Raw genomic sequence first — 26,487 nt, 5'->3', positions numbered from 1 at the left:
GCGAGGCGACGGCGGCACGCGCGCGGGGCGGGTGGTCCGGCGCGCCTTCCTGGAGCAGCGCGGCTTCCGGCGGCGGCTCGTGCCCGTGGGAGACCATCGTCCGCTCGCCCTCGTACGCCATGGACACGGTCACCGGCGAGTGCCAGCCGGGCACGGTCCGCGAGGCCGACAGGTCGATGCCCTCGCCCTGGGCGAGGGCGTCCCAGCAGTACTCGCCGTAGTGGTCGTCGCCGAAGGCGGCCGCGAGGGAGGTCCGCAGGCCGAGCCGGGCCAGCGCGGTGGCCATGTTGGCGACCCCGCCGGGGCTGGAGCCCATGCCCCGGGCCCAGGACTCGGTGCCGCGCACGGGCGCCGAGTCCAGGCCGGTGAAGATGATGTCGAGGAAGACCGTGCCCGTGAGGTAGACGTCCCAGGGCGGGTCGCCGGGTGTGCGCAGCCCGGCGAGCGGGTCGACCCGGGTCTGGCAGCGCGCTGCCTTGGTGAGGTGTTCCGGTTCCTCTCCGGTGAGGGCGTGCGAGGCGGTCACGGTGCGCTCCCTGACGTGGTGCGGATCTGGCCAGTGTGCACCAGGTCACGCACGGGAATCGCCGGTTACGACCGTATCGACCGCCACTCGTACAGGTCTCACCAGCCAGGTCTCACCAGCGCGGCATCGCCGGCCGGCGCCACTCCGGTTCGCCCATCAGCATCGCCGCCGCGTCGTCCCGGTCGCGCAGCGCGCCGTCGTCCTCGGCCCACCGGCGGTGCAGCCGGGCCAGTTCGTCCCGGTCGAGCACGACGCCGAGGCCGGGTGCGTCGGTCACCGCGACCCGGCCGCCGTCGAAGGCGAGCCGCTCGGTGAGGACGTCCTCGGACTGCCACGGGTAGTGGGAGTCACAGGCGTGGTGGAGGCCGGGGACGGTCGCGGCGACCTGGGTCATCGCGGCGAGGCTGATCCCGAGGTGGGTGTTGGAGTGCATGGACACCCCGACGCCGAAGGCCGCGCAGATCGCGGCGAGTCTCTGGGTGTTGCGCAGACCGCCCCAGTAGTGGTGGTCGGAGAGAACCACCTGGACGGCATCGCGGGTGAACGCCTCCTTGATCTCGCCGAAGGTGGTCACGCACATGTTGGTGGCGAGCGGGACGTCGGTGCCCGCGGACACCTCGGCCATCGCCGGGGTGCCCAGCGTCGGGTCCTCCAGGTATTCGAGGACGTCGCCGAGTTCCCCGGCCACCTTCAGCGAGGTCTCGACGGACCAGGCGCCGTTGGGGTCGAGGCGCAGCGGGTGGCCGGGGAAGGCCTCGGCGAGGGCGTGTACGGCCGCGATCTCCTCGTCGGGCGGGAAGACACCGCCCTTGAGCTTGAAGGAGGTGAAGCCGTAGCGCTCCTTGAACGTGCGCGCCTGGGCCACGACCCCGGCCGGGTCGAGGGCGGCGCCCCAGTCGTCGGGTTCGGCGGTGACGCCCGCCGGGTGTCCGGCCCACTTGTAGAACAGGTAGGCGCTGTACTCGACGGAGTCGCGCAGCTTGCCGCCGAGCAGCGCGTGCACGGGCAGCCCGAGCGCCTTGCCCTGAGCGTCGAGGCAGGCGACCTCGAAGGCGGAGAGCACGGACAGCCGGAGCTTGTCGGCGCTCTGCACCCCGCGCAGCCCGCCGGCGTCCACCTGTCCCTCGACCCGGGACGCGTCCACACCGAGGTCGAGCGCGAAGAGCCCGTTCACATCCATGACCGAGCGGCCGGTGAGCCGCTCGGCCAGCGGGCGGGCCAGCTCCAGGTACTTGGTGTCGCCGTAGGTCTCGCCGAGCCCGGTGACCCCGTCGGCGGTGACGATCTCCACGATGAGCCGGGGCGTGTACGGCTGGTGCACGCCCTGGGTGTTGAGCAGCGGCGCGTCGGCCACCAGGATCGGCGTCAGGCGTACCTCGGCGATGGTCAGGTCACGGGTCGTCACGGTCGTCACAGGGATGCTCCTACGAGGTCGAGTCCGGCGGTGAGCAGGGCCTGGAGGCCGGCGAGGTCGGCGGGCGCGTGGTCGGTGAGCGGGGCGCGGACGGGTCCGACGCGCTGTCCGCGCAGCCGGGCGGCCGCCTTCACGAGGGACACGGCGTATCCGGGTGCGCGGTCGCGCAGTTCGACGAAGGGGACGTAGAACTCCCGCAGCGGTTTCTCCACCATCCCCTGGTCCCCGTCCCGGAGCGCGGTGAAGAAGGCGCCGACGGCGAGGGTGAGGCGCTGGAGCCGATCGAGGTCGCCGTGCCCGTCCTTGACGCCGATGACGTTCGGGATGCGCGCGATGCACCGCAGCGTCTCCACCCCGTGGACGACCTGGCCGCGCCGGCAGGCCACGAGCGGCAGCCGGGTGCGGGCGGCGAGCTGTTCCGGCTGGGCGGTGAGGCCGTCCTGCGGGGCGGCCACGAGGTAGTGGGGCAGGACGAGCGGGGCGTCGGTGCCGGCTCCAGGGTGCCTTCGATGTGGAGGTGCAGTTCTGCTGTCGGGAGGGGCGTCGACGGGCACCCTCCCAGCCGCCTCCTCGACGGTGATCGCGACGACCGTCCGGTCCTCGTCCTCGTCCTCGTCCAGCGAGAAGAACTCCCCGGCGCCGCAGGCCGGGCTGCGTCGATCCTGCGGCTCCGCCGCGTGGCGGCGCCGGGGGCGGTGGCGAGCCGGCCGGCGACATGGGCGCGGAAGCCGTCGGGGTCGAGGGAGCCGTCGTCGTGGAAGGCGGTGAGCGGGAAGGACAGCACACCCTGCGCCATACCCTCCCGCAGCCGCCGTGCCACGTGCTGCGGACTCGGATCGCCATCCACGCCGATTATCTCCCCTTCTGAATGCCGTCCATATATGAGAACAGCTGCTGGAGAAAGTTGCTACCCCCGTCGACACCCGGCAAACCAGAAAGTGACTCGGATCACCCAACCCTGGCTTCTTCGCGCCCCGCGCGCTTGATACAACTTGCCTCGCCTCCCCCTCTTCTCCTGCCTGGAACGCCCGTGCCCGCCCCCCGCACCCTGCCCTGGCCCCTCGTCACCCTGTTCACGGTCGGGTACCTCTCCCCGTATCTGCTGCCGACCACCGTCGGCCGGCTCAGCAGCGGGCTTCCGCTCACCGCCACCCAGGCCGGGGCCATCGGCAGTGCCCTGCTGCTGAGTTCGGCGACGGCGGGCTTCCTGCTGGCGTCCCGGGTGGACCGGATCGGCGCCCGCACCCTCGCCCGTGCGGGCCTCGCCCTCGCCTTCCTCGGCTACGGCGGCGCCGCCCTCACCGGCGTCGTCCCGGCCGTCGTCGCGGGCGCGGTGGCCGGCGGCTTCGGCTCGGGCACGATCACGGCGGTCGCGGCGAGCGGCATCGCCGCCCAGAAGGACCCGCACCGGGTCACCACGGCCGGCCTGCTCGGTGTCTCGGCACTCGCCGGCGCCCTGTATCTGACGATCCCCCACCTCGGCCCCGGCCACGGCCTGCCCCTGGCCGCGATCGCCCTCACCGCGCTCGCCGTCTGGCCGCTCACCGGCCGGCTGTCCGGTCCCGCGGCACCGGCCCGCACGTCCTCGTCCGTCGCGTACGGCCGGCTCCCCCATCTCCGCGCCGGCCTCCTGCTGGCCGCCACCATGACCTGCTGGTCCCTCGCCCAGAACTCCCTGTGGGGCGTCAGCGGCCGCATCGGTCTGGCCCAGGCCCGTCTCACCGAGGTCACCGTCGGCGCGGTGTTCGCGGTCGCGCTCGGCGCCGGGCTGCTCGGGGTGCTGGGCGCGGGTGTGCTCGGCTCCCGGCTGGGCCGGGCGCTGCCCATCGGCGCCGGTACGGCCCTGATCGCGGGCTGCATCGCGCTGAGCGCGTCGGCGCGGGACCTGTCGTCCTTCGCGACCGGGGAGATCTCCTGGAACATCCTCTACCCGGTCGTGCTGTCGTACGTCCTCGGCCTCGCCGCCTCCCTCGACCCGCGCGGCCGCTGGGCGGTCCTGGTCGGCTCGGCGTCCTCGCTGGGCACGGCGGCGGGCCCGCTGACCGGGAGCGTGCTGGCGTCGGGGATGGGCTTCCCGGTGATGGGCGAGCTGCTGGCCGCCGGGCTGCTGCTGATCGCCGTACCGATGACGGCGGTGGCGCTGCGTACGGCAAGGCGCCCCCTGCCGGTCGTGGAACTCCCGGTGGAGGCGCCCGTGCCCGCACAGGAGGCCTACGACACCGCGTCGCCGAACTCGTACGCCTCGACCTCGGCGAGGTAACGGGCCCGCCGCTCCTCGTCGTCCTCCAGGAAGGAGGCGAGGAAGGAGTTGCGGGCCAGCTCGCGCAGGCGGTCCTCGGGCAGGCCCAAGGTCTGCTGGACGGCCGTGAAGTTGTCGCCCGCGTACCCGCCGAAGTAGGCCGGGTCGTCGGAGTTGACCGTGCACAGCAGGCCGGCGTCGAGCATGGCGGGCAGCGGGTGGTCGGCGAGGGTGTCGACGGTCCGCAGCCGGACGTTGGACAGCGGGCACAGCGTCAGCGGGATCCGCTCCCGGACCAGCCGCTCGACCAGCGCCGGGTCCTCCATGCAGCGCAGCCCGTGGTCGACGCGCTCGACGCCGAGCACGTCCAGCGCCTCGGTGATGTACGCCGGCGGCCCCTCCTCACCGGCGTGCGCGACCCGGCGCAGCCCGAGCGCGGCGGCCGCCTCGTACACCTCCCGGAACTTCACCGGCGGATGCCCGACCTCGGCGGAGTCGAGTCCGACTCCGGTGATCCGGTCGAGGTACGGCCCCGCGGCTTCGAGCGTCTCCAGGGCCGACTCGGCGGACTCGTCGCGCAGGAAGCAGAGGATCAGCCTGGTCGAGATGCCGTGGTTCCGCTCGCTGCTGCCCAGCGCCCGCCACAGCCCCTCCACGACCGTGCCCATGGACACGCCCCGGGACAGGTGGGCCTGCGGGTCGAAGAAGATCTCCGCGTGCCGGACACCCTGCGCGGCGGCCCGCGCGAGGTAGGCGTTCGCCAGGTCGGCGAAGTCCTGCTCGGTGCGCAGGACGGCCATGAGCTCGTAGTACAGGTTCAGGAAGGACTGGAGATCCTCGAAGTCGTACGCCTTGCGGAGCTCGTCCGTGGTCGCGTACGGGAGGGTCACACCGTTGCGGGCGGCCAGCTCGAACGCCAGCTCCGGCTCCAGGGTGCCTTCGATATGGAGGTGCAGTTCTGCTTTCGGGAGGGGCATCGACGTATCGTACGGGCGTTTTGCCGCCGATTGCTTTATCGCCGTTTCGGCACCGGCACCCGCAGCAGATCGTGCGCCACGGTCAGCTCACCCTCGAAACCGGCCGCCCGCGCCTGCCGCTCGAACTCCTCCGGCTCGGAGTAGCGCTGGCTGAAGTGGGTGAGGACCAGGTGCCGCACGCCCGCGTCCCGGGCCACGGCGGCGGCCTGACCCGCCGTCAGATGACCGTGCTCGATGGCGAGTTCCGTGTCCTCGTCGAGGAACGTGGACTCGATCACCAGCAGGTCGCAGCCCTCCGCGAGCGCGTGCACGCCGTCGCAGAGCCGGGTGTCCATGACGAACGCGAACCGCTGCCCGCGCCGTACCTCGCTGACGTCCTCCAGCGTCACGTCCCCGAGCCGCCCGTCGCGCTGGAGCACGCCGACGTCCGGCCCCTTGATGCCGTGCGCGGCGAGCCGGTCGGGCAGCATGCGGCGGCCGTCGGGCTCGATGAGCCGGTAGCCGTAGGACTCGACCGGGTGCGAGAGCCTGCGCGCCTCCAGGGTGTACGCCGAGGTCACCGCGAGGATGCCGTCGGCGGCGACCGGCGCCTCGGTGATGCCGACCGTCTCCCGGTAGGCCGTCGCGTACCGCAGGCGGTCGAAGAAGCGCCGGCCGGAGCGCGGGTAGTGCGCGGTGATCTCGTGCGGCACCTGGTCGAGGTTGATCCGCTGGATGACGCCGGCGAGACCGAGGGAGTGGTCGCCGTGGAAGTGCGTGACGCAGATCCGGTTCAGGTCGTGCGCGGCGACCCCGGCGCGCACCATCTGGCGCTGTGTGCCCTCGCCGGGGTCGAAGAGGATGCCTTCGCCGTCCCACCGCAGCAGGTAGCCGTTGTGGTTGCGGTGCCGGGTGGGGACCTGGCTGGCGGTGCCGAGGACCACCAATTCACGTACGGACACGATGGTTTACCCGGGGGGCCATTCCAGGCCACGGCCGCCGAGGACGTGCGCGTGGGCGTGCCACACGGTCTGACCGGCGCCGGAGCCCGTGTTGAAGACGATGCGGTAGCTGTCGAGCTTGTCCTCGTCCGCCACGGCCTGGGTCTCGCGCAGGACGTCCGCCGCCAGCTGCGGTGCTTCGGCGGCGAGGGCGGCCGCGTTCTTGTAGTGGGCCTTGGGGATCACGAGGACGTGAGTGGGGGCCTGGGGGTTTATGTCGCGGAAGGCGACGGTTGTCTCCGTCTCGCGGACGATCGTCGCCGGGATGTGCCCCGCGACGATCCTGCAGAACAGGCAGTCGTCCTGCGGTTCACCTGCCATGCCTGTGCCTCCTCACACCTGTGATCAGTACCGGTGCATCGTAGTCGTATCAGGTGGGCATTCCCGGCGGAGTTTTCGCGGGCCGCTCCTGAAGTGCCGCCAGCGCGAGCCTGATCGCCTCGTCCAGCTGGACGTCCCTCCCCGCCACCCAGTCCTGCGGCCGCTGTACGACCTCCACATCCGGCTCCACCCCGCGGTTCTCCACGTCCCACCCGTAACCCTCCAGCCACATCGCGTACTTCGGCTGGGTGACCAGGGTGCCGTCGACCAGGCGGTAGCGGCTGTCGATGCCGATCACTCCGCCCCAGGTGCGGGTGCCGACGACCGGGCCGATGCCGAGGGCCTTGATCGCCGCGTTGACGATGTCGCCGTCGGAGCCGGAGAACTCGTTGGCGACGGCGACGACCGGGCCGCGCGGGGCGTCGAGGGGGTAGCTGGTGGGACGCATGCCGCGCGGGACGTCCCAGCCGACCACGCGGCGGGCCAGCTTCTCGACCACGAGCTGGGAGGTGTGGCCGCCGCGGTTCTCGCGGACGTCGACCACCAGGCCCTCGCGGGCGACCTCGACGCGCAGGTCGCGGTGGATCTGGGCCCAGCCGGGGGCCTGCATGTCGGGGACGTGGAGGTAGCCGAGGCGGCCGCCGGAGGCCGTGTGGACGTGGGCGCGGCGGCCGGCGACCCAGTCGTGGTAGCGCAGGGGTTCCTCGTCGGCGATGGGGACGACCACGGTGTGACGGGGTTCGCCGCCGCCCGCCGGGGAGACGGTCAGTTCCACCGGGTGGCCCGCCGTGCCGACGAGCAGCGGACCCGGGCCCGTCACCGGGTCGACCTGGTGCCCGGCCACGGCGATGATCGCGTCGCCGGGGCGGACCGCGACGCCGGGAGCGGCGAGCGGGGAGCGGGCGTCGGGGTCGGAGGTCTCCGACGGCAGGATGCGGTCGACACGCCAACTGCCGTCCGCGTGACGGGAGATGTCGGCGCCGAGCAGCCCGTGCCGGGCGCCGCCGCCCCGGCCGCCGGCGGGGATGACGTAGGCGTGCGAGGTGCCCAGTTCGCCCTGTACCTCCCACAGGAGGTCGGTGAGGTCGCTGTGGGTGGCCAGTCGGGCGACGAGGGGGCGGTAGCGGTCCAGGACGCCCGTCCAGTCGGCGCCGCCGAGGTCGGGACGCCAGAAGTGGTCGCGCATGAGGCGGCCGGTCTCGTCGTACATCTGACGCCACTCGGCGGCCGGGTCGAGGGTCTGGCGGATGCGGGCGAGGTCGACGGTGACGCTGGTGTCGCCGTCGTCGTCGCTGCCGGTACGGCGGTCGCTGGGGGCGACCCGGAGCCGGCCGTCGCTCCACAGCAGGACGCGTTTGCCGTCGCCGCTGACCTCGATGTGGTCGACGTCGGAGGCGAGGTGTTCCAGGCGCCGCTGGGCGAGGTCGTAGCGCTCCAGCTCGGTGTGCGGGTCGGGGTCCTCGGGGCGGGCGCGGGTGGCGCCGAGAACGCCCTCCACGGGGTGGCGCAGCCAGAGGACGCCGTCCTTGGCGGCGCGGAGGGTGGAGTAGCGGCCGGCTTCCACCGGGAACGGGACGATGCGGTCGGCGAGGCCTTCGAGGTCGATGCGGGTGGCGGGAGTGCCCTCGCTGTCGGGGGTCTCGTCCTTGTCCGGCGTCTCGAAGGGGCGGCCGTGGCGCTGCGGGCCGAAGGGCGAGGGGGTGGTGGCGGCCAGCGTGATCAGGTGCGGGCGGGCGCCGACCACGAAGGCGAGGTCGAAGACGTGCTCGTCGTAGACCGGGTCGAAGGCGCGGTTGGACAGGAACGCCAGATGCTTGCCGTCGAGGGTGAAGGCGGGGGCGTAGTCCATGAAGCGCAGCGGGGTCGCCTCGGTGACGGACAGGTCGGTGGTGTGGGCGAGGCGCAGCTGGGAGAGCGGGCGGGGGCCGGGGTGGGCCCAGGCGAGCCAGGCGGAGTCGGGGGAGAAGGCGAGCCCGGAGACCTCACCGTCGTCGCTGCGGTCGACCTCACGGACCTCGCCGGTCTCCCGCTCGACGAGCAGCAGCCGCCCGTCGTGCGCGGCCACGGCGGCCCGGCTGCCGTCGGGGGCCATGGCGAGCTCCAGGACCCGGCCGAGCTGTCCGGCGGCGAGCCGGCGCGGCGTGGCGCCGGGAACGTTGCCGGTGGCGGGGGCGAACTCCAGGGCGTCGTCGCCCTCGGCGTCCGTCACCCACACCACCCACTCCTCGCCATCGGCGCGGAAGGCACGCGGCATCCGGGCGCGGACGCCGGGGGTGGCGGCGAGGGCGCGGGCGGGGCCGTAGCGGTGGGTGACCCAGTGGATCCCGCCGCGCACGCAGACGGCGCTGCCGCGCGCGGTGTGGTCGGGGGCGGCCGCGCCGAACCAGCGGGCGGCGTTCACCGGGCGGGGGCGCAGATCGACGCGGGGCCCGCCGAGGCGCACGTCCAGCCGGCGCGGCTCGGCGCCGTCCAGATCGTCCAGGAGCCACAGTTCACCGGCCGCGCTGTAGACGACCCGGGTGCCGTCACCGGCCGCGTGCCGGGCGTAGAAGCCTCCCCCACGCTCGGCTTCTCCCCCACGCTCGGCTTCGCTCGCGCGGGAGGGACCCCCATCGCGGGAGGTGCCCCCAAGCGCTGTGTGGCGGCGCAGGTCGGAGCCGTCGGCGAGGGAGGAGTAGAGGGCGCCGGTGCCCTCGTGGTCGGAGAGGAAGGCGATGCGGTCGCCCGCCCAGACCGGGCACTCGATGTTCCCGTCGACGTCCTCGTGCAGCCGTACGAACTCCCCGCTCCCCTCCCTGTCGATCCACAGCTTGCCCGCCGTACCGCCCCGGTAGCGCTTCCAGTAGGCGGCCTCGCGGCCCATCGGCGCGGACAGCAGCACGGTGGCCGGCCCGAGCGCCACATCGCCGACCGGGCCGTACGGCAGGGTCTCGGCGGGGCCGCCGTCCAGCGGGACGGCGTACGCCCAGGTCTGCCGGAAGCTGGGCCGGCCCTGCGCGCCGAGCGCGAGCACCCGCCCGTCGGGCGTCCAGCCGCGCACCTCCGTACGGCGGTTGCCCCAGTACGTCAGCCGCTCGGCGGGGCCGCCGTCGACGGGGGCGACATGCACCTCGGGCGCACCGTCCCGGCCGGAGGTCCAGGCGAGGAACCGCCCGTCCGGGGATATCCGGGGCTGGGTCACGGGCCGGTTGTCGGCGCTGACCCGCCAGGCCCGGCCACCGTCGAGGGGCGCGAGCCATACGTCGTCCTCGGCGACGAAAGCCACCAAGTCGCCGTGCAGATGGGGGAATCGGAGATAGCCCGTCGAAGCACCCTGAGTCACCCCGTCACTGTACGCAGCGACGGCGGTTACGCGCCCCCCGTTTCGATCACTTGCCCTCGGCTGCCCGCGGCCCGTGTTCCCGAAGCGGCGTCCCCGGTGAAGCGCCTACGCTGGGCGGATGCGCAGCGAACGCAGGTTCAGGCGGCTCGTGCTGGCGGACGGGACCGAGTACCGGTGGACGGTCCGGCACCGGCACCGGAACGGCGGCCCCTGCCAGGAGGTGCTGACGCTGTACCGGGACGGGACCCCGATCCGGATCGTGTTCCCGGGCACCGGCGGTGCCTACGGGCACTCCGGCCTCGTCGCCGACCACCGCGGGAACGCCGTCAATCTGCACGAGCCAGGCGTCGTACGGGCGTTCGCGGACGCGGTACGGCGGCTGCGGCCGGCACCCGGCGACGTGGACGGCCGGGCCCTGCTGCCCGGCGTCGCCCTCAGCCGCGCAGCAGCAGCCACTGCTGAAGCTCCACCAGGTTCCCCTCCGGGTCCTTGAGGTGGGCCACGCGCATGCGGTCGGTCATCGGGGCCGGGCCGTGCAGCAGGGCGGCGCCGCGGGAGGTGATCTCGGCGCAGTAGGCGTCGAGGTCGTCCACGCGCAGCACCACCAGGGAGCGGTGCCCGGTGGCGGTCTCGCCCAGCTCGTCCAGGATCTCGGCCATCATCGCCCGGTCCTGGAGGGCGATCCCGGCGGAGCCGGTGTGCGGGCTGAACTTCTCGTACGGCCCCTCGGTCGCGCCGGACTGCGGCTTCAGGCCGAGGACGTCGGCGTAGAAGCGGTAGCACGCGGCGAAGTCGGTGACCAGGAGCCGGACTTGGGCGAGTTCCACGGTGTCCCCCAGATGTGTGTCAGGACCAGCTGTGTGTCAGGACCAGCGGCCGGTACGGCCCAGCAGCAGGGCCGCGGCGGCGGTGCCGGCGGTGGAGGTGCGCAACACGGTGGGCCCGAGGACGTACGGCCGCGCACCCGCCTCGGCGAACAGGGCCAGCTCCTCGGGAGAGACGCCCCCTTCGGGGCCGACGACCAGCACGATCTCGCCGTCCGTGGGGAGTTCGGCGGTGGCCAGGCGCTCCTCGCCGCTCTCGTGGAGGACGGCGGCGAAGTCGGCCGTGGCGAGCAGTGCCCCGATCTGCTTGGTCGTCGCCGCGTCCGCGACCTCGGGGAAGCGGACCCGGCGGGACTGCTTGCCGGCCTCGCGGGCGGTGGCCCGCCACTTGCCGAGCGCCTTCAGTCCGCGCTCGCCCTTCCACTGGGTGATGCAGCGCGACGCCTGCCAGGGCACGATCGCGTCGACGCCGACCTCGGTCATCGTCTCCACGGCCACCTCGCCCCGGTCGCCCTTGGGCAGGGCCTGGACGACGGTGATGCGCGGGGCGGCCGGCGGCTCCTCGTGGACGGACTCGACGGTCACGACGAGCCGGTCCTTGCCCTCGGCCGCCTTGACGACACCCTCGGCCCAGCGGCCCTGCCCGTCGGTGAGGACGACGTCCTCGCCCGGCCGCAGCCGCTTCACGGAGACGGCATGCCGACCCTCGGGGCCCTCCAGCACGAACTCCGGCCCCACACGGTCGAGTTGGTCGACGACGAAGACGGGTGCGGTCATCGCGCGTCACCCCCGGCCGACAACGCTGTCCGGGCGGCGGCGAGTTCGGCCGCCAGCACCTCCACCAGCTCCCCGGCCGGCAGCTCCCGGGCCAGCCGGTGGCCCTGGCCCGCCCACAGCGCCATGCCCTGCGCGTCCCCGGCCTTGGCGGCGGCCTTGCGCAGCGGCGAGGTGAGGTGGTGGATCTCCGGGTAGGCGGCGGGGGCGTACGGGCCGTGCTCGCGCAGGAAGCGGTTGACCAGTCCGCGGGCCGGCCGGCCGGAGAAGGCGCGGGTCAACTCGGTGCGCGCGAACAGGGGGTTGGTCAGCGCCTGCTTGTGCAGGGCGTGGGCGCCGGACTCGGGGGTGGCGAGGAAGGCGGTGCCCAGCTGGGCCGCGCTCGCGCCCGCCGCGAGGACGGCGGCGATCTGGCCGCCGCGCATGATGCCGCCGGCGGCGACGATCGGCAGGCTCACGGCCTCGCGGATCTGCGCGACCAGCGACAGCAGGCCGATGCCCGAGCCGTCGTTCTCGGGCAGGTCCCGGTGCGTCCCCTGATGACCGCCGGCCTCCACGCCCTGTGCGATCACCGCGTCGGCCCCGGCCCGCTCGACCGCGCGGGCCTCCTCGGCGGTGGTGGCGGTGACCAGGGTGACGGTGCCGGCCCGGCGCAGCCGGTCGAGGACGTCGCCGTCCGGCACGCCGAAGTGGAAGGAGACCACCGGCACCGGGTTGTCGAGGAGTACGGCGAGCTTGGCGTCGTAGCCGTCGTCCCGGCCGCTGTCGGGGTCGCCCAGCTCGGTCTCGTACCAGGCGGCCTCGCCGGCCAGCTGATGGGCGTAGACCTCGACGGCGCCCGACTCGGCGTACTCGGGCTGCGGCATGAACACGTTCACCCCGAAGGGGCGGCTCGTGAGCCCCCTCAGCTGCTTGATCTCCCGGTACATCCCGTCGGCGGTCTTGTAACCGGCGGCGAGGAACCCGAGACCACCGGCCTCGGACACGGCGGCGGCGAGCTGCGGGACGGAGACACCGCCCGCCATGGGGGCCTGCACGATCGGGTGGGGGAAGAGATCGGTCAGCGCGGAGGACATGACCGCATGTTGTCACGTCCTTCGAACAAGTCCGAATCCGGGCGTCCTATGGCATAGGACAGGGGCATACAGGGTGCCGAAGCTCCCGGTACGCCCCTGATCCCAAAGGGCTCAGCGCCCGTTGAACGCATCCTTCAGCCGGCTGAACAACCCCTGCTGTCCCGGCTGACTGCGCCTGCCCGGGGGCCAACCCCCGGACCCCCGGCCACCCCGCAGCGCCACGCGGTCAGCGCCCGTTGAAGGCGTCCTTCAGCCGACTGAACAACCCCTGCTGTCCCGGCTGACCGTGCCTACCCGGGGGCCACCCCCCGGACCCCCGGCCACCCCGCAGCGCCACGCGTCAGCGCCCGTTGAACGCATCCTTCAACCGCGAGAACAGCCCCTGCTGTCCCGGCTGGAACTGCCCCTGTGGCCGTTCCTCGCCGCGCAGCTTGGCCAGCTCGCGCAGCAGCCGTTCCTGCTCGGGGTCCAGCTTGGTCGGGGTCTGGACCTCGACGTGGACGACCAGGTCACCCCGGCCACCGCCGCGCAGATGCGTGACGCCCCGGTTGTGCAGCGGGATCGACTGGCCGGACTGGGTACCGGGCCGGATGTCGACCTCCTCCATGCCGTCCAGGGTCTCCAGCGGCACCTTGGTGCCGAGGGCCGCGGCCGTCATCGGGATCGTCACCGTGCAGTGCAGGTCGTCGCCGCGCCGCTGGAAGGTCGAGTGCGGCAGCTCGTGGATCTCGACGTACAGGTCACCGGCGGGACCGCCGCCCGGCCCGACCTCGCCCTCGCCGGCGAGCTGGATCCGGGTGCCGTTGTCGACACCGGCCGGGATCTTGACGGTCAGCGTGCGACGCGAGCGGACGCGGCCGTCGCCGGCGCACTCCGGGCACGGGGTCGGCACGACCGTGCCGAAGCCCTGGCACTGGGGGCAGGGCCGCGACGTCATGACCTGGCCCAGGAAGGACCGGGTGACCTGCGAGACCTCACCGCGGCCACGGCACATGTCACACGTCTGAGCGGACGTGCCCGGGGCCGCGCCCTCGCCGTTGCAGGTGTTGCAGACGACCGCGGTGTCGACCTGGATGTCCTTGGTCGTCCCGAAGGCCGCCTCGTCCAGCTCGACCTCGATGCGGATCATCGCGTCCTGGCCGCGCCGGGTGCGCGAGCGCGGCCCGCGCTGCGACGCCGTACCGAAGAACGCGTCCATGATGTCGGAGAAGTTGCCGAAGCCACCGGCCCCGAAGCCGCCCGCGCCCGCACCGCCCGCCGCGGAGAGCGGGTCGCCGCCGAGGTCGTAGACCTGCTTCTTCTGCGGGTCCGACAGCACCTCGTAAGCGGCGTTGATCTCCTTGAACCGCTCCTGGGTCTTCGGATCCGGGTTGACGTCCGGGTGCAGCTCGCGCGCGAGCCGGCGGAACGCCTTCTTGATCTCATCCTGCGACGCGTCGCGGCGCACGCCGAGAACGGCGTAGTAGTCCGTGGCCACTTACGACTCCGCCAGGATCTGTCCGACGTACCGTGCCACTGCGCGTACCGCTCCCATCGTTCCCGGGTAGTCCATGCGGGTCGGTCCGACCACGCCGAGCTTGGCAACCGCCTCGCCGCCCGAACCGTAGCCGACCGACACGACGGAGGTGGAGTTGAGTCCCTCATGGGCGTTCTCGTGCCCGATGCGCACCATCACGCCCGGATCCTTCGCCTCGCCGAGGAGCTTGAGGAGCACGACGTGCTCCTCAAGGGCCTCCAGGACGGGCCGGATCGTGAGGGGGAAGTCATGTCCGAAGCGGGTGAGATTGGCGGTGCCGCCGATCATCAGCCGCTCCTCGTTCTCCTCCACGAGTGTCTCCAGCAGAGTGGAGAGCACCGTGGAGACCGTACCGCGGTCCTCCGGCTCGAAGGCGTCCGGGAGGTCCTCGACCAGCTTCGGCACGTCCGTGAAGCGGCGGCCCGCGACCCTGCTGTTCAGCCGGGCCCGCAGATCCGCCAGCGAGGCCTCGCCGAACGGAGCCGGGCAGTCCACCATCCGCTGCTCGACCCGGCCGGTGTCCGTGATCAGCACGAGCATCACGCGCGCCGGGGCGAGCGCGAGCAGCTCCACGTGCCGGACGGTGGACCGGGTCAGGGACGGGTACTGCACGACGGCGACCTGCCGGGTGAGCTGCGCGAGCAGCCGTACCGTACGGGCCACCACGTCGTCGAGGTCGACGGCGCCCTCCAGGAAGTTCTGGATGGCCCGCCGCTCGGGCGCGGTCATGGGCTTGACCCCGGCGAGCTTGTCGACGAACAGCCGGTAGCCCTTGTCCGTCGGGATACGCCCGGCGCTGGTGTGCGGCTGGGCGATGAACCCCTCGTCCTCCAGGGCCGCCATGTCGTTGCGGACGGTCGCCGGGGACACCCCGAGGTTGTGCCGCTCGGTCAGGGCCTTGGAGCCGACCGGCTCCTCGGTCCCGACGTAGTCCTGGACGATGGCGCGCAGCACCTGAAGCCTGCGTTCACTCAGCATGCGCGCGCACCTCCAGCACGTCGTCCCTCGCCCGCTCGTCCGTCGGGTCGGCCGCCTGGCACTCTTCCCATGCGAGTGCCAGCATTCCCGGCCCCAGTGTACGGCTGTCGGGTACACCCTGGGCAAGGTCGCCGTCGTCGTCACGGCTTGTGAAGCTAGCGTCGCGGTATGACCGTGACTTGGGAAGAGCTGGGCTGGGAGCGGCTGGCCGCCGGGGTCGGGCGGTGCCGGCTGCCCGGCTGGGACTGCACCGTGGGGCTGGTCCTCGGAGAGAGTACGGCGCTCATGGTCGACGCCGGGTCGAGTCTGGCCGAAGGCGCCCGGCTGCGGGGGTGGGCGGAGGAACTGGCGGGCGGCCGTGTGACACATCTCGCGCTCACGCACCCCCATTTCGATCATGTCTTCGGGGCGCCGGCCTTCGCCGGGACGGAGATCTACGCGGCGGTCGGCGTCGACGCGGTGTTCACCTACGAGCGCGAGGAGCTGCGCCTGGACGCGATCAGAAACGGCCTGGACGTGCGGGAGGCCGACGAGGCGGCGGACGCGCTGGTCCCGCCCGGCCATCAGGTCTCGGGCGAGTGGACGCTGGACCTGGGCACCGGCCGCCAGGCCCTGCTGGCCAACGTGGGCCCGGGGCACACGGCCCACGACCTGGCGGTCCTGATCCCCGGCGACCGGGAGGTGGTCTTCTGCGGCGACCTGGTCGAGGAGTCCGGCGAGCCCCAGGCGGGTCCGGACGCGGTCCCGTCCCGCTGGCCGGACGCCCTGGACCGGCTGCTGGCACTGGGCGGTGAGGACGCTCTGTACGTACCGGGTCACGGAGCGGTGGTGGACGCGGCGTTCGTACGCCGGCAACGCGATCAGCTGGCGGCCCGTTTCGGCGTGTCGTGAGCGAGGGAGGGCCGCTTCTCCTATGGTCATCCGAATGCGCCAGTACTCCGCCGATCTGACCCCGCCGTGGAAGAAGCAGCAGCCCGTGCCGGAGGTACCGGCGGAGCCGGGCCTGGTGGTGGAGGAGCCCGGCACCGGGTTCTGCGGGGCGGTGATCCGCTGCGAGGCGGGCACGGTGACCCTGGAGGACCGCTTCGGCAAGCACCGCGTCTTCCCGCTGGAGCCACGCGGCTTCCTGCTGGAGGGCAGGGTGGTGACATTGGTCCGCCCGTCCGCACCGGCTCCGGTGCGACCCGCCCGTACGGCCTCCGGTTCGGTCGCCGTCCCCGGCGCACGCGCGCGCGTGGCCCGCGCCGGCCGTATCTACGTCGAGGGCCGGCACGACGCCGAACTGGTCGAGAAGGTCTGGGGCGACGACCTGCGCATCGAGGGCGTGGTCGTGGAGTACCTGGAGGGCGTGGACGACCTGCCGTCGATCGTCGCGGAGTTCCGCCCCGGCCCGGACGCGCGCCTGGGTGTCCTGGTGGACCACTTGGTGCCGGGCACGAAAGAGTGGCGGATCGCGGAGGCGGTGACGAGTGAACACGCGCTGGTGGTCGGCCACCCGTACATCGACATCTGGGAGGCGGTGAAGCCGTCGTCCCTGGGGATCGCCGGGTGGCCCCGCGTCCCGCACGGCCAGGACTGGAAGACGGGAGTGTGCCGTGCGCTGGGCTGGCCGTCGGAGAACACCGGCGCGGTGTGGCAGGCGATCCTGAAGCGGGTGGGGTCTTACAAGGACCTGGAGCCGGAGTTGCTGGGGAGGGTGGAGGAGCTGATCGACTTTGTTACGGGTAGCGGTGGGGCCTGACGTTCTTGTACGTGCCGAACTCGATGGTGTCCAGTTCCAGTCCAAGATCCTCCAGTGGCAGGGGCGCCCCGAACTTGGTGATCTGTTGCCTCTGGTAGTCGGCGTTCTCCCCCTTCCCAACGGGCCTCGTCAGCAGAACGCACTGCGCCATGATCGGGTCCACGATGAGGTAGGCAGGCACCTCGCCGGCGGCGTAGATCGACCGCTTGATTTCGTAGTCCCGCTGGACGCTGGTCTTGGAGACCACTTCGACCACCATCGTGACCAACTGAGACGGCAGCAGACGGCCTGAGTCCGGGGCAACGCCGCGCTCCACCACCACCAAGTCCGGAATGGGCTCGCTGGTCTCATCGATGATGTCCACATCCGTCACCTGAAGCCGTTCCCAGCGCTTGCGCGGGATCTGGTCCACCAAGTCCGCCACGATCCGGTTGTGCACCAGATCGGGAGTGGCCATCATCACGATTTCCCCCCGGAGAAGCTCGGCCTTGATGCCCTCGGGAGGCTCGAACTCCTCGAAGAACCTGGCAATCCCACGCTCGTCCACAGCGGTCATCTCCGTGGCCTCCACATCCGCCGCGTACTTTTAGCGGCAGCCTACGAACCAGGTTAGGGACCGAACCGGCGTTCCGGAGGGATCCACTCGCGGGAGTGATCAGTCCACCAGGTCCCGCACCACCGCATCCGCCAGCAACCGCCCCCGCAACGTCAGCACGGCCCGCCCCTCGCCGTAGGGGCCCTCGTCGAGCAGCCCGTCCGCCAGCGCGCGACGGGACGCCGCAAGCCCTTCCTCCTTCAGCAAGGACAGCGGCACCCCCTCCCGCAGCCTCAGCTCCAGCAGGATCCGCTCCACCCGCTGGTCCTCCTCGGACAGCAGCTCCCGCCCGGCGCCCGGCGAGCGGCCGGAGGCGAGGGCCGCCGCGTACGCCCCCGGGTGCTTCACGTTCCACCAGCGCACCCCGCCCACGTGGGAGTGCGCGCCGGGGCCCGCGCCCCACCAGTCGGCGCCCCGCCAGTACAGCTCGTTGTGCAGGCAGCGGCCCGCCTCCGAGGTGGCCCAGTTGGAGACCTCGTACCAGTCGAAGCCCGCCTCCGACAGCACCGACTCCGCGATCAGGTAGCGGTCGGCGTGCACGTCGTCGTCGGTCATCGGGACCTCGCCCCGGCGGATACGACGAGCCAGCTGCGTGCCCTCCTCGACGATCAGCGCGTACGCGCTGATGTGATCCGGCCCGGCGCCGATCGCCGCCTCCAGGGAGGCCCGCCAGTCGTCGTCGCTCTCCCCCGGCGTGCCGTAGATCAGGTCGAGGTTGACGTGCTCGAAGCCCGCGGCCTTCGCCTCCGCCACGCAACGCTCGGGGCGGCCCGGAGTGTGCGTACGGTCGAGCACGCGCAGCACGTGCTGCCTGGCGCTCTGCATGCCGAAGGAGATCCGGTTGAAGCCGCCCTCGCGGAGGGTCGCCAGGTAGGCGGGGTCGACCGATTCCGGGTTGGCCTCCGTCGTCACCTCCGCGTCCGGCGCCAGGCCGAACTCGTCGCGGATCGCGGCCAGCATCCGTACCAGGTCGTCGGCGGCCAGCAGCGTCGGCGTACCGCCCCCGACGAAGACCGTACGGACCTCGCGCGGGTCGTCGCCGAGCACCTTCCGGGCGAGGCGGATCTCGTCGGTCAGGGTGTCCGCGTAGTTGTCGCGGGACGCCAGTACCCCGCCCGTGCCGCGCAGCTCGGTCGCGGTGTAGGTGTTGAAGTCGCAGTAGCCGCAGCGGGTCGCGCAGTACGGGACGTGCAGGTAGAAGCCGAGCGGGCGGCCCGGGGCCCCGGCGAGCGCGGACGCGGGGAGCGCGCCGTCGGCGGGGACGGGTTCGCCGTCGGGGAGTGCGGAAGGCATGTCCTCCATTGTCCAGCACCGGCGCCCTTGCCCGGCCGGCCCGCGCTTCGGGGCTCAGTCGGCCTGGAGCACCAGCAGCGCCAGGTCGTCCTCGGGCTGGCCGCCGCCGAAGTCGTGCACCAGGCGGCGGATCCGTTCCGCGATCAGCTCGGCGCTCAGGCCCGCGCAGCCTGACAGGGCGTGGGCGAGCCCGTCGCCGTCGTCGAACTGGCGGGAGCCGGAGCGCCGCTCGGTCACCCCGTCGGTGACGCACAGCAGGCTGTCGCCGGGCCGCAGCTCGAAGGTCTCGCTGGTGTAGGTCTCGTCCTCGATCACGCCGAGCAGGGTCTGCGGCCGGGCCACCGTACGCACCGCGCCGTCGGGGCCGAGGACGAGCGGCAGCGGATGGCCGGCGCAGGCGAGCGTGCAGCGGACCCCGCCGTCGTACGGCGTCAGCTCGCCGTAGAGAAGGGACAGGAAGCGGGTCTGCGGGCCCTCTCCCGTGGCCACGGGACGGCCGCCGGCGGCGACGAGGGCGCGGGCGGCGGCGTCGGCGGCTTCCGTGGCGTCGTCCAGGAGGAGCTGGTTGAGGCGGTCGAGGACGTCGGCGACGCGGTAGCCCTCGCGGGCGAGAAGGCGGAGCCAGGGGCGGGCGAGGCCGATCACGACGGCCGCCTCGGGGCCCTTGCCCTGGACGTCGCCGACGGCGAAGCACCAGCGGCCGTCGCCCGCCGGGAACAGGTCGTAGAAGTCGCCGCTGGGGCCGCCCTTGTCGCACGGCTCGTACACGAGGGCGCTGCTCATGCCGGGGATCTCGGCGACCGCGCCGGGCAGCAGCCCGCGCTGCAGTACGGCGCTGATGGTGGCCTGGCGGGCGTACTGGCGGGCCGCGCCGATGGCGAGCGCCACCCGGCGGCCGAGGTCCTCCACGAGCCCGGTGACCTCGTCGGGGAACCCGGCAGGCCCGTACCGGCCGATGACCAGCGTGCCGAGCGGCCGGCCGCCCGCGATCAGCCGATAGGCCAGCGCCGCACCGTCGGCGCCGCGCGGGCCGAGCGCGTCGCCGGGCCAGGGGTACGGCTCGGGGCCGGAGCGCAGCCCCTCGCTCCAGGCGGGCGGCTCCTTCTCCAGGGCGAGGTGCAGTTCCTCGACGCGGCCCTCGCAGGTGTGCCAGACCCGGGCGGGCCCGCCGCCGGCGCCGCCGCGCACGCTCGCCTCGTCCTCCAGCCACATCGCGCACCAGTCGGCGAGCCGGGGCACGAGGAGCTGGCCGGTGAGGGCGGTGACCAGGGTCTCGTCCAGCTGTCCGGCGAGCAGGTCGGAGGCCTCGGCGAGGAAGGACAGTGCGCCCCGGCCGAGCCAGTCCGCGTCGCCTCCGGCCCGCTGCGGCTGCGGGGCGAGGTCCTCGGCGGCTGCCAGGGCGGACCCGGGGGCCGGTCCGTCCGGCTCCTCGGCTCCGCCCGGGGGCAGCCGCGCCCAGACGGTCTTGGCACCGGCGCGATAGGTGACGCCCCAGGACTCTGCGAGCGTGGCGACCAGCCGCAGCCCGCGCCCGTACTCAGGGGTGTCGTACGGCCCCTCGCCGGCCGCGGGGTCGCGCGGGGCGCGCGAGGGATGCCGGTCGTGCACCTCCACGACGAACGCGCCGGTCTCCTCCGTCCGCCAGTCGACCTCCACGTCCGTACCGGCGTGCACGACGGCGTTGGTGACCAGCTCGCTGACGACGGCCATGGCATCGTCGACGAGCCGCGCCGTGACGTCCGGTACGTCGACGAGCGCGGCCCGCACCAGTGCCCGGGCCGCCCCGGGCGCCAGCGGACTCCCGGGCAGCACGGCCCGCCCCCGTACCTCCCGGTCCCGGGGCTCACTCTCCCGTTGCGTGGGTATGGCCGCCATGTCCATGCGGCCAGGGTGACAGACAGGGGGCGATCAGCAGCGCTGAGTTATCGAAGTGGCCAGAAGATAGCGACTTTTGAACGGCGGTGACAGTCGCGCTACTTCTCCCTCGTCCCGGCGTACATCTCGTCGATGAGGTGCTTGTACTCCCGCTCCACCACGGGCCGCTTCAGCTTCAGGCTCGGCGTGATCTCGCCGTGCTCCACGTCGAGATCCCTCGGCAGCAGCCGGAACTTCTTGATCGTCTGCCACTTCTGGAGCCCGGCGTTGAGCTCCCGCACATACCCGTCGACCATCTCGACGGTCTGCGGCGCGGCGACGATCTCGGCGTACGGCTTGCCCTCCAGCCCGTTCTCCTTGGCCCACTCGGCGATCGCGATCTCGTCGAGGGCGATGAGGGCGGTGCAGTAGTTCCGGTCGGCGCCGTGCACCAGGATGTTGGAGACGTACGGGCAGACCGCCTTGAACTGGCCCTCGACCTCGGCCGGGGCGACGTACTTGCCGCCGGAGGTCTTGATGAGGTCCTTCTTGCGGTCGGTGATGCGCAGATAGCCGTCGGGCGACAGCTCGCCGATGTCGCCGGTGTGGAACCAGCCGTCGGACTCCAGCACCTCGGCGGTCTTCTCGGGCAGCTTGTGGTAGCCCTGCATGATGCCGGGGCCGCGCAGCAGGATCTCGCCGTCGTCGGCGATGCGCACCTCCGTGCCGGGCAGCGGCTTGCCGACCGTGCCGGTGCGGTAGGCCTCGCCGGGGTTGACGAAGGAGGCCGCGGAGGACTCGGTGAGGCCGTAGCCCTCCAGGATGTGGATGCCGGCGCCGGCGAAGAAGTAGCCGATCTCGGGCGCGAGCGCGGAGGCGCCGGAGACGCAGGCGCGCAGCCGGCCGCCGAAGGCCTCGCGGAGCTTGGCGTAGACGAGGGTGTCGGCAACCTTGTGCTTGGCGGCGAGGCCGAACGGCACGGCGTGGTTGCCGGTGCGCCGGAAGTTGTCCTGGCTGACCTTGGCGTACTCGCGGGAGACCTCGGCGGCCCACTGGAAGATCTTGTACTTGGCCGGGCCGCCCTCGCGGGCCTTGGCGGCGACGCCGTTGTAGACCTTCTCGAAGATGCGCGGCACGGCGGCCATGTACGTCGGCTGGACCACCGGAAGGTTCTCGATGATCTTGTCGACGCGGCCGTCCACGGCGGTGACGTGTCCGACCTCGATCTGGCCGGAGGTGAGCACCTTGCCGAAGACGTGCGCCAGCGGCAGCCACAGGTACTGCACGTCGTCGATGGTGACCAGACCGGTCGCGGCGATCGCCTTCGCCATGTACGCCCAGTTGTCGTGCGGGAGCCGGACTCCCTTGGGGCGGCCGGTGGTGCCGGAGGTGTAGATGAGGGTGGCGAGCTGGTCCTTGGTGATCGCGCCGACCCGCTCCTTGATCAGCTCGGGGTGCGTCTCCAGGTAGGCGGCGCCGCGCTTTTCCAGCTCGGCGAGGGTGGTCACCCAGTCGTCCGTCTCGACGCCGGCCGGGTCGATGACGACGACCTTGGTCAGCTCGGGCAGTTCGGCGCGCTTCTCGACGGCCTTGGCGGCCTGCGCGGCGTCCTCGGCGATCAGCACCCGGCTCTCGGAGTCGGAGAGGATGAAGGCCGACTCGTCGGCGTTGGTCTGCGGGTAGATGGTGGTCGTCGCACCGCCGGCGCACATGATGCCGAGGTCGGCGAGGATCCACTCGGCACGGGTGGAGGAGGCGAGCGCCACCCGCTGCTCGGGCTCCAGGCCCAGTTCGATGAGTCCGGCCGCGATCGCGTAGACCCGCTCGGCCGCCTGTGCCCAGCTCAGCGACTTCCAGTCGTCGGGGCCCTGGCCGGAGGCCGGCGGGACCGGGTACCGGTAGGCCTCGGCGTCCGGTGTGGCCGCCACGCGCTCCAGGAAGAGGGCCGCCACGGACGGCGGACGGTTCTCGATCAGGGTCTGTGTGTCGCTCACGACATCCTCCGGGGCCCGCGACGGTGCGGCTGGCTCACATGCGGCTGGGGTTGACTCACGGCGAGGCTCGCGCTTGTTGTTTAACTCGCGAGTAACTATCGAGCAGGGATCAGAGTAAGCCGCGACCGGCCGCTGCGTAAGGGGCATCGGCCTGTCGGTTTCCCCGGGTTCTCCACGCAGAGCGACGCTACGCACGCGTAGGGGCCCGCCGCACTTTCGCACGACGAGCCCCTTCATGCCCGGTTTATGGACGTACCCCGTTGTTACCGATGGTTACTTCTTGCCCTTGGCCGACCCCGCGCTGTCATCGCTGGACAGCACCGCGATGAAGGCTTCCTGCGGAACCTCCACGGAACCCACCATCTTCATCCGCTTCTTGCCTTCCTTCTGCTTCTCCAGCAGCTTCCGCTTACGGGAGATGTCACCGCCGTAGCACTTGGCGAGGACGTCCTTGCGGATGGCGCGGATGGTCTCGCGGGCGATGACCCGGGAGCCGATGGCGGCCTGCACCGGCACCTCGAAGCTCTGCCGCGGGATCAGCTCCTTGAGCTTGGCGACGAGCCGCACGCCGTACGCGTACGCCTGGTCCTTGTGGGTGATCGCCGAGAAGGCGTCCACCTTGTCGCCGTGCAGCAGGATGTCGACCTTGACCAGGGAGCTGGTCTGCTCGCCCGTGGGCTCGTAGTCCAGGGAGGCGTAGCCGCGCGTCTTGGACTTCAGCTGGTCGAAGAAGTCGAAGACGATCTCCGCGAGCGGGAGGGTGTAGCGGATCTCGACGCGGTCCTCGGAGAGGTAGTCCATCCCGAGGAGCGTGCCGCGCCGGGTCTGGCACAGCTCCATGATCGCGCCGATGAACTCGGTCGGCGCGAGGATCGTCGCCCGCACGACCGGCTCGAAGACCTCACCGATCTTGCCCTCGGGGAACTCGCTCGGGTTGGTGACGACGTGCTCGGAGCCGTCCTCCATGATCACGCGGTAGACCACGTTGGGCGCGGTGGCGATGAGATCGAGCCCGAACTCGCGCTCCAGGCGCTCCCGGATCACGTCCAGGTGCAGCAGGCCGAGGAAGCCGACGCGGAAGCCGAAGCCGAGGGCCGCGGAGGTCTCCGGCTCGTAGACCAGCGCGGCGTCGTTGAGCTGGAGCTTGTCCAGCGCCTCGCGCAGCTCGGGGTAGTCGGAGCCGTCGAGCGGATACAGGCCCGAGAAGACCATCGGCTTCGGGTCCTTGTACCCGCCGAGGGCCTCGGTCGCGCCCTTGCTCTGGCTGGTGACGGTGTCACCGACCTTGGACTGGCGGACGTCCTTCACACCGGTGATGAGGTAGCCCACCTCGCCGACGCCGAGGCCGTCGGCCGGCAGCATCTCGGGCGAGTTGACGCCGATCTCCAGCAGCTCGTGGGTCGCGCCGGTCGACATCATCTTGATGCGCTCACGCTTGTTGAGCTGGCCGTCGATGACTCGGACGTACGTCACGACACCGCGGTAGGAGTCGTAGACCGAGTCGAAGATCATCGCGCGGGCGGGCGCGTCGGCGACCCCGACCGGCGCCGGGATCTCCTTGACGACCTTGTTCAGCAGCGCGTCCACGCCGAGACCGGTCTTCGCGGAGACCTTGAGGACGTCCTCCGGGTCGCAGCCGACCAGGTTCGCCAGCTCCTCGGCGAACTTCTCCGGCTGGGCGGCCGGCAGGTCGATCTTGTTCAGCACGGGGATGATCGTGAGGTCGTTCTCCATCGCCAGGTAGAGGTTGGCGAGGGTCTGCGCCTCGATGCCCTGGGCGGCGTCGACGAGGAGGATGGTCCCCTCGCAGGCGGCCAGCGACCGCGAGACCTCGTAGGTGAAGTCGACGTGCCCCGGGGTGTCGATCATGTTGAGGATGTGGGTCGTGCCCTGGTCGGGGCCCTCGGTGGGGGCCCAGGGCAGACGCACCGCCTGGGACTTGATCGTGATGCCGCGCTCGCGCTCGATGTCCATCCGGTCGAGGTACTGAGCACGCATCTGCCGCTGCTCGACCACACCGGTCAGCTGGAGCATCCGGTCGGCGAGCGTGGACTTGCCGTGGTCGATGTGCGCGATGATGCAGAAATTGCGGATCAGAGCCGGGGCGGTACGGCTCGGCTCGGGCACATGGTTAGGGGTCGCGGGCACGCAGGGTCCTGTCTCTTGAGGCGCCTTATGCCTCGGGTCGGATCGATACGTAGTCTCCATGGTCCCACGCGGAGGGAGCGGGGACCGTTTTGGGCCGTCGGCAGGGCCGCTGGTACTGTAGATGGCTGTGCCTCATGCCCTCTCAGCGCGAGGCGCGTCAGAGAAATTTTGGATCACCGGTACGGGACCTTCGCGGCCCCGCACCAGAACCTGAAAAGGCTCCTTCGTGGCGAACATCAAGTCCCAGATCAAGCGGATCAAGACCAACGAGAAGGCTCGACTGCGCAACAAGGCCGTCAAGTCCTCCCTGAAGACCGCGATCCGCAAGGCCCGCGAGGCCGCTGCCGCGGGTGACGTCGAGAAGGCCACCGAGCTGCAGCGCGCTGCTGCGCGTGCGCTCGACAAGGCCGTCTCCAAGGGCGTCATCCACAAGAACCAGGCCGCCAACAAGAAGTCGGCGCTTGCTTCCAAGGTCACGTCCCTCCAGGGCTGAGCTCTCCCTCTGATCTGACCGCCGGAAGGACCCAGAGCGGGCCCTCTCTCATCCGCTCCCGTCCGGCACCCACGGATTCGCACGCGGCCTGCGTTCGCCACGCGGGTGCGAGTCCAACAGCGTGAACCGAAACCCCGGCATCTCTCCCTTCCCCAGGGCGGATGCCGGGGTTTTCGGTGTGCCGACGGTTCGGCGGGGCCGCGGTTCGACGGTCCGTGGTTCGGCGGTTCGGCTGGTCGACGGGTCCGCGGTTCGGCTGGTCCGACGGTCCGTGGTTCGGTGGTTCGGTGGTTCGGCTGGTCGACGGGGCCGCGGGCCGCTTTCCGGTCGGCTTCCCAGCCGACCGCCCCCCGGCTCGACTCGCCTTACCCGCGCCCGCGTGACCGAGCGGCCCGAGCGATGATCACGACGGCCTTCTCCAGCGCGTACTCAGGATCATCCCCCCCGCCCTTCACGCCCGCGTCCGCCTCGGCGACAGCCCGCATCGCCGCCGCGACACCATCCGGCGTCCACCCCCGCATCTGCTGCCGCACCCGATCGATCTTCCACGGCGGCATCCCCAGCTCACGGGCCAGATCCGCCGGCCGCCCCCCGCGCGCGGAGGACAGCTTCCCGATGGCCCGCACCCCCTGCGCCAGCGCGCTGGTGATCATCACCGGCGCCACCCCGGTCGCCAGCGACCACCGCAGCGCCTCCAGCGCCTCCGCCGTACGCCCCTCCACGGCCCGGTCGGCGACCGTGAAGCTGGAGGCCTCGGCCCGGCCGGTGTAGTACCGCCCGACGACCGCCTCGTCGATCGTCCCCTCCACGTCGGCGGCCAGCTGGGAGACCGCCGAGGCCAGCTCCCGCAGATCGCTGCCGATGGCGTCGCACAGCGCCTGGCACGCCTCGGGCGTCGCCGACCGGCCCGCCGCGCGAAACTCCTGCCGTACGAAGGCCAGCCGGTCCGCCGGCTTGGTCATCTTCGGGCAGGCCACCTCCCGCGCCCCCGCCTTGCGCGCGGCATCCAGCAGGCCCTTGCCCTTGACCCCGCCCGCGTGCAGCAGCACGAGCGTGATCTCCTCGGCGGGGGAGCCCAGATAGGCCTTCACGTCCTTGACCGTGTCGGCCGACAGATCCTGCGCGTTGCGTACGACCACGACTTTGCGCTCGGCGAAGAGCGAGGGACTGGTCAGCTCGGCGAGCGTGCCGGGCTGCAACTGGTCCGGGGTGAGGTCGCGTACGTCCGTGTCGGCGTCGGCGGCCCTGGCGGCGGCCACCACCTCCTGCACGGCACGGTCGAGCAGGAGGTCCTCCTGGCCCACGGCAAGCGTCACCGGGGCGAGAGGGTCGTCATTCGCAGTCTTCCTGGCCATCACTCACAGCATCCCACGCGGCACTGACAACGAATCGGCCCGCGCACCCTGAGCGGTCCCCGAACGG

Annotated in this window: 22 protein-coding genes and 1 pseudogene; 5 read left to right on the top strand and 18 right to left on the bottom strand. The window is 72.0% G+C overall.

All coding sequences use genetic code 11. From position 1 onward, the window contains the following. From LE548_RS34500 to LE548_RS34490, 3 genes and pseudogenes are all read right to left on the bottom strand, one after another. Positions 1 to 526, bottom strand: a 526-nt coding sequence (locus LE548_RS34500; protein ID WP_225100958.1) for a PfkB family carbohydrate kinase, incomplete at its 3' end; no start/stop codon positions are given. A gap of 112 nt (positions 527 to 638) precedes the next feature. Then, positions 639 to 1,931, bottom strand: a complete 1,293-nt coding sequence (locus LE548_RS34495) for a glucarate dehydratase family protein (RefSeq protein WP_225100979.1) — start codon at positions 1,929 to 1,931, stop codon at positions 639 to 641. 5 nt (positions 1,932 to 1,936) lie between these two features. Further along, positions 1,937 to 2,736, bottom strand: a pseudogene (locus tag LE548_RS34490) (dihydrodipicolinate synthase family protein). Between the two features lie 234 nt (positions 2,737 to 2,970). Here LE548_RS34490 and LE548_RS34485 point away from each other — a divergent pair. Beyond that, positions 2,971 to 4,200 carry an MFS transporter gene (locus LE548_RS34485; RefSeq protein ID WP_225100957.1) on the top strand — a complete coding sequence of 410 codons (1,230 nt, stop codon included), beginning with the start codon at positions 2,971 to 2,973 and terminating at the stop codon, positions 4,198 to 4,200. Here LE548_RS34485 and LE548_RS34480 read toward each other — a convergent pair. From LE548_RS34480 to LE548_RS34465, 4 genes are read right to left on the bottom strand one after another with little or no spacing between them, the layout of a single operon-like run. Beyond that, a complete protein-coding gene (locus LE548_RS34480; RefSeq protein ID WP_225100956.1) occupies positions 4,152 to 5,156 on the bottom strand; it encodes an adenosine deaminase in 1,005 nt (334 codons plus the stop codon). The two genes, LE548_RS34485 and LE548_RS34480, sit on opposite strands and share 49 nt — an antisense overlap. A 35-nt stretch (positions 5,157 to 5,191) precedes the next feature. After that, positions 5,192 to 6,097: a ribonuclease Z gene (locus tag LE548_RS34475; RefSeq protein WP_225100955.1), complete on the bottom strand. Its 906-nt coding sequence runs from the start codon at positions 6,095 to 6,097 to the stop codon at positions 5,192 to 5,194. Between the two features lie 6 nt (positions 6,098 to 6,103). Then, entirely contained in the window at positions 6,104 to 6,457 is a 354-nt protein-coding gene (locus LE548_RS34470) for a histidine triad nucleotide-binding protein (protein ID WP_225100954.1), read from the bottom strand. Between the two features lie 49 nt (positions 6,458 to 6,506). Next, positions 6,507 to 9,779 carry a S41 family peptidase gene (locus tag LE548_RS34465; protein WP_225100953.1) on the bottom strand — a complete coding sequence of 1,091 codons (3,273 nt, stop codon included), beginning with the start codon at positions 9,777 to 9,779 and terminating at the stop codon, positions 6,507 to 6,509. 118 nt (positions 9,780 to 9,897) lie between these two features. Between LE548_RS34465 and LE548_RS34460 the strand changes: the two genes are divergently transcribed. Further along, positions 9,898 to 10,272 carry a hypothetical protein gene (locus LE548_RS34460; RefSeq protein WP_225100952.1) on the top strand — a complete coding sequence of 125 codons (375 nt, stop codon included), beginning with the start codon at positions 9,898 to 9,900 and terminating at the stop codon, positions 10,270 to 10,272. Here the strand turns inward: LE548_RS34460 and LE548_RS34455 are convergent. The 5 genes from LE548_RS34455 to hrcA form a co-directional block, all read right to left on the bottom strand. Further along, positions 10,214 to 10,606 (bottom strand): VOC family protein, encoded by a 393-nt coding sequence (locus tag LE548_RS34455; RefSeq protein WP_225100951.1) that lies wholly within the window; start codon positions 10,604 to 10,606, stop codon positions 10,214 to 10,216. The genes LE548_RS34460 and LE548_RS34455 overlap by 59 nt on opposite strands. 36 nt (positions 10,607 to 10,642) lie before the next feature. Beyond that, positions 10,643 to 11,380 carry a 16S rRNA (uracil(1498)-N(3))-methyltransferase gene (locus tag LE548_RS34450; RefSeq protein ID WP_225100950.1) on the bottom strand — a complete coding sequence of 246 codons (738 nt, stop codon included), beginning with the start codon at positions 11,378 to 11,380 and terminating at the stop codon, positions 10,643 to 10,645. Beyond that, complete coding sequence (locus LE548_RS34445) at positions 11,377 to 12,453, bottom strand: nitronate monooxygenase (RefSeq protein WP_225100949.1); 1,077 nt, start codon at positions 12,451 to 12,453, stop codon at positions 11,377 to 11,379. Before LE548_RS34445 ends, LE548_RS34450 begins: the two co-directional genes overlap by 4 nt. A gap of 340 nt (positions 12,454 to 12,793) precedes the next feature. Then, complete coding sequence (gene dnaJ, locus LE548_RS34440; RefSeq protein WP_225100948.1) at positions 12,794 to 13,930, bottom strand: molecular chaperone DnaJ; 1,137 nt, start codon at positions 13,928 to 13,930, stop codon at positions 12,794 to 12,796. Next, entirely contained in the window at positions 13,931 to 14,947 is a 1,017-nt protein-coding gene (gene hrcA / locus LE548_RS34435) for a heat-inducible transcriptional repressor HrcA (RefSeq protein ID WP_225100947.1), read from the bottom strand. It abuts the gene before it with no gap. 168 nt (positions 14,948 to 15,115) lie between these two features. Between hrcA and LE548_RS34430 the strand changes: the two genes are divergently transcribed. Together LE548_RS34430 and LE548_RS34425 are read left to right on the top strand one after the other, a co-directional pair. Continuing rightward, positions 15,116 to 15,838 (top strand): MBL fold metallo-hydrolase, encoded by a 723-nt coding sequence (locus LE548_RS34430; RefSeq protein ID WP_225100946.1) that lies wholly within the window; start codon positions 15,116 to 15,118, stop codon positions 15,836 to 15,838. A gap of 34 nt (positions 15,839 to 15,872) precedes the next feature. Then, positions 15,873 to 16,688, top strand: a complete 816-nt coding sequence (locus LE548_RS34425) for a DUF3097 domain-containing protein (protein WP_225100945.1) — start codon at positions 15,873 to 15,875, stop codon at positions 16,686 to 16,688. Here LE548_RS34425 and LE548_RS34420 read toward each other — a convergent pair. From LE548_RS34420 to lepA, 5 genes are all read right to left on the bottom strand, one after another. Next, a complete protein-coding gene (locus LE548_RS34420; RefSeq protein ID WP_225100944.1) occupies positions 16,666 to 17,244 on the bottom strand; it encodes a Uma2 family endonuclease in 579 nt (192 codons plus the stop codon). The two genes, LE548_RS34425 and LE548_RS34420, sit on opposite strands and share 23 nt — an antisense overlap. Positions 17,245 to 17,343: 99 nt before the next feature. Further along, positions 17,344 to 18,576, bottom strand: a complete 1,233-nt coding sequence (hemW, locus tag LE548_RS34415; protein ID WP_225100943.1) for a radical SAM family heme chaperone HemW — start codon at positions 18,574 to 18,576, stop codon at positions 17,344 to 17,346. A gap of 54 nt (positions 18,577 to 18,630) precedes the next feature. After that, entirely contained in the window at positions 18,631 to 20,451 is a 1,821-nt protein-coding gene (locus LE548_RS34410; protein WP_225100978.1) for a SpoIIE family protein phosphatase, read from the bottom strand. Positions 20,452 to 20,549: 98 nt separating this feature from the next. Then, positions 20,550 to 22,424, bottom strand: coding sequence for a long-chain fatty acid--CoA ligase (locus LE548_RS34405; protein WP_225100942.1), 1,875 nt, complete (start codon positions 22,422 to 22,424; stop codon positions 20,550 to 20,552). 273 nt (positions 22,425 to 22,697) lie between these two features. After that, entirely contained in the window at positions 22,698 to 24,572 is a 1,875-nt protein-coding gene (lepA, locus tag LE548_RS34400) for a translation elongation factor 4 (protein ID WP_225100941.1), read from the bottom strand. A gap of 226 nt (positions 24,573 to 24,798) precedes the next feature. Between lepA and rpsT the strand changes: the two genes are divergently transcribed. Next, complete coding sequence (gene rpsT, locus LE548_RS34395) at positions 24,799 to 25,065, top strand: 30S ribosomal protein S20 (protein WP_225100940.1); 267 nt, start codon at positions 24,799 to 24,801, stop codon at positions 25,063 to 25,065. Positions 25,066 to 25,430: 365 nt separating this feature from the next. Here the strand turns inward: rpsT and holA are convergent, their stop codons facing one another. After that, a complete protein-coding gene (holA, locus tag LE548_RS34390; protein ID WP_225100939.1) occupies positions 25,431 to 26,420 on the bottom strand; it encodes a DNA polymerase III subunit delta in 990 nt (329 codons plus the stop codon). Between the last annotated feature and the right edge of the window lie 67 nt (positions 26,421 to 26,487).

Origin of the sequence: Streptomyces sp. CoH27 (assembly GCF_020181035.1) — a bacterium.
GTDB classification, from domain to species: Bacteria; Actinomycetota; Actinomycetes; order Streptomycetales; family Streptomycetaceae; genus Streptomyces; species Streptomyces camelliae.
The sequence above is the reverse complement of the archived record's forward strand: the minus strand, read 5'-3'. Positions and strand labels throughout refer to the sequence as shown.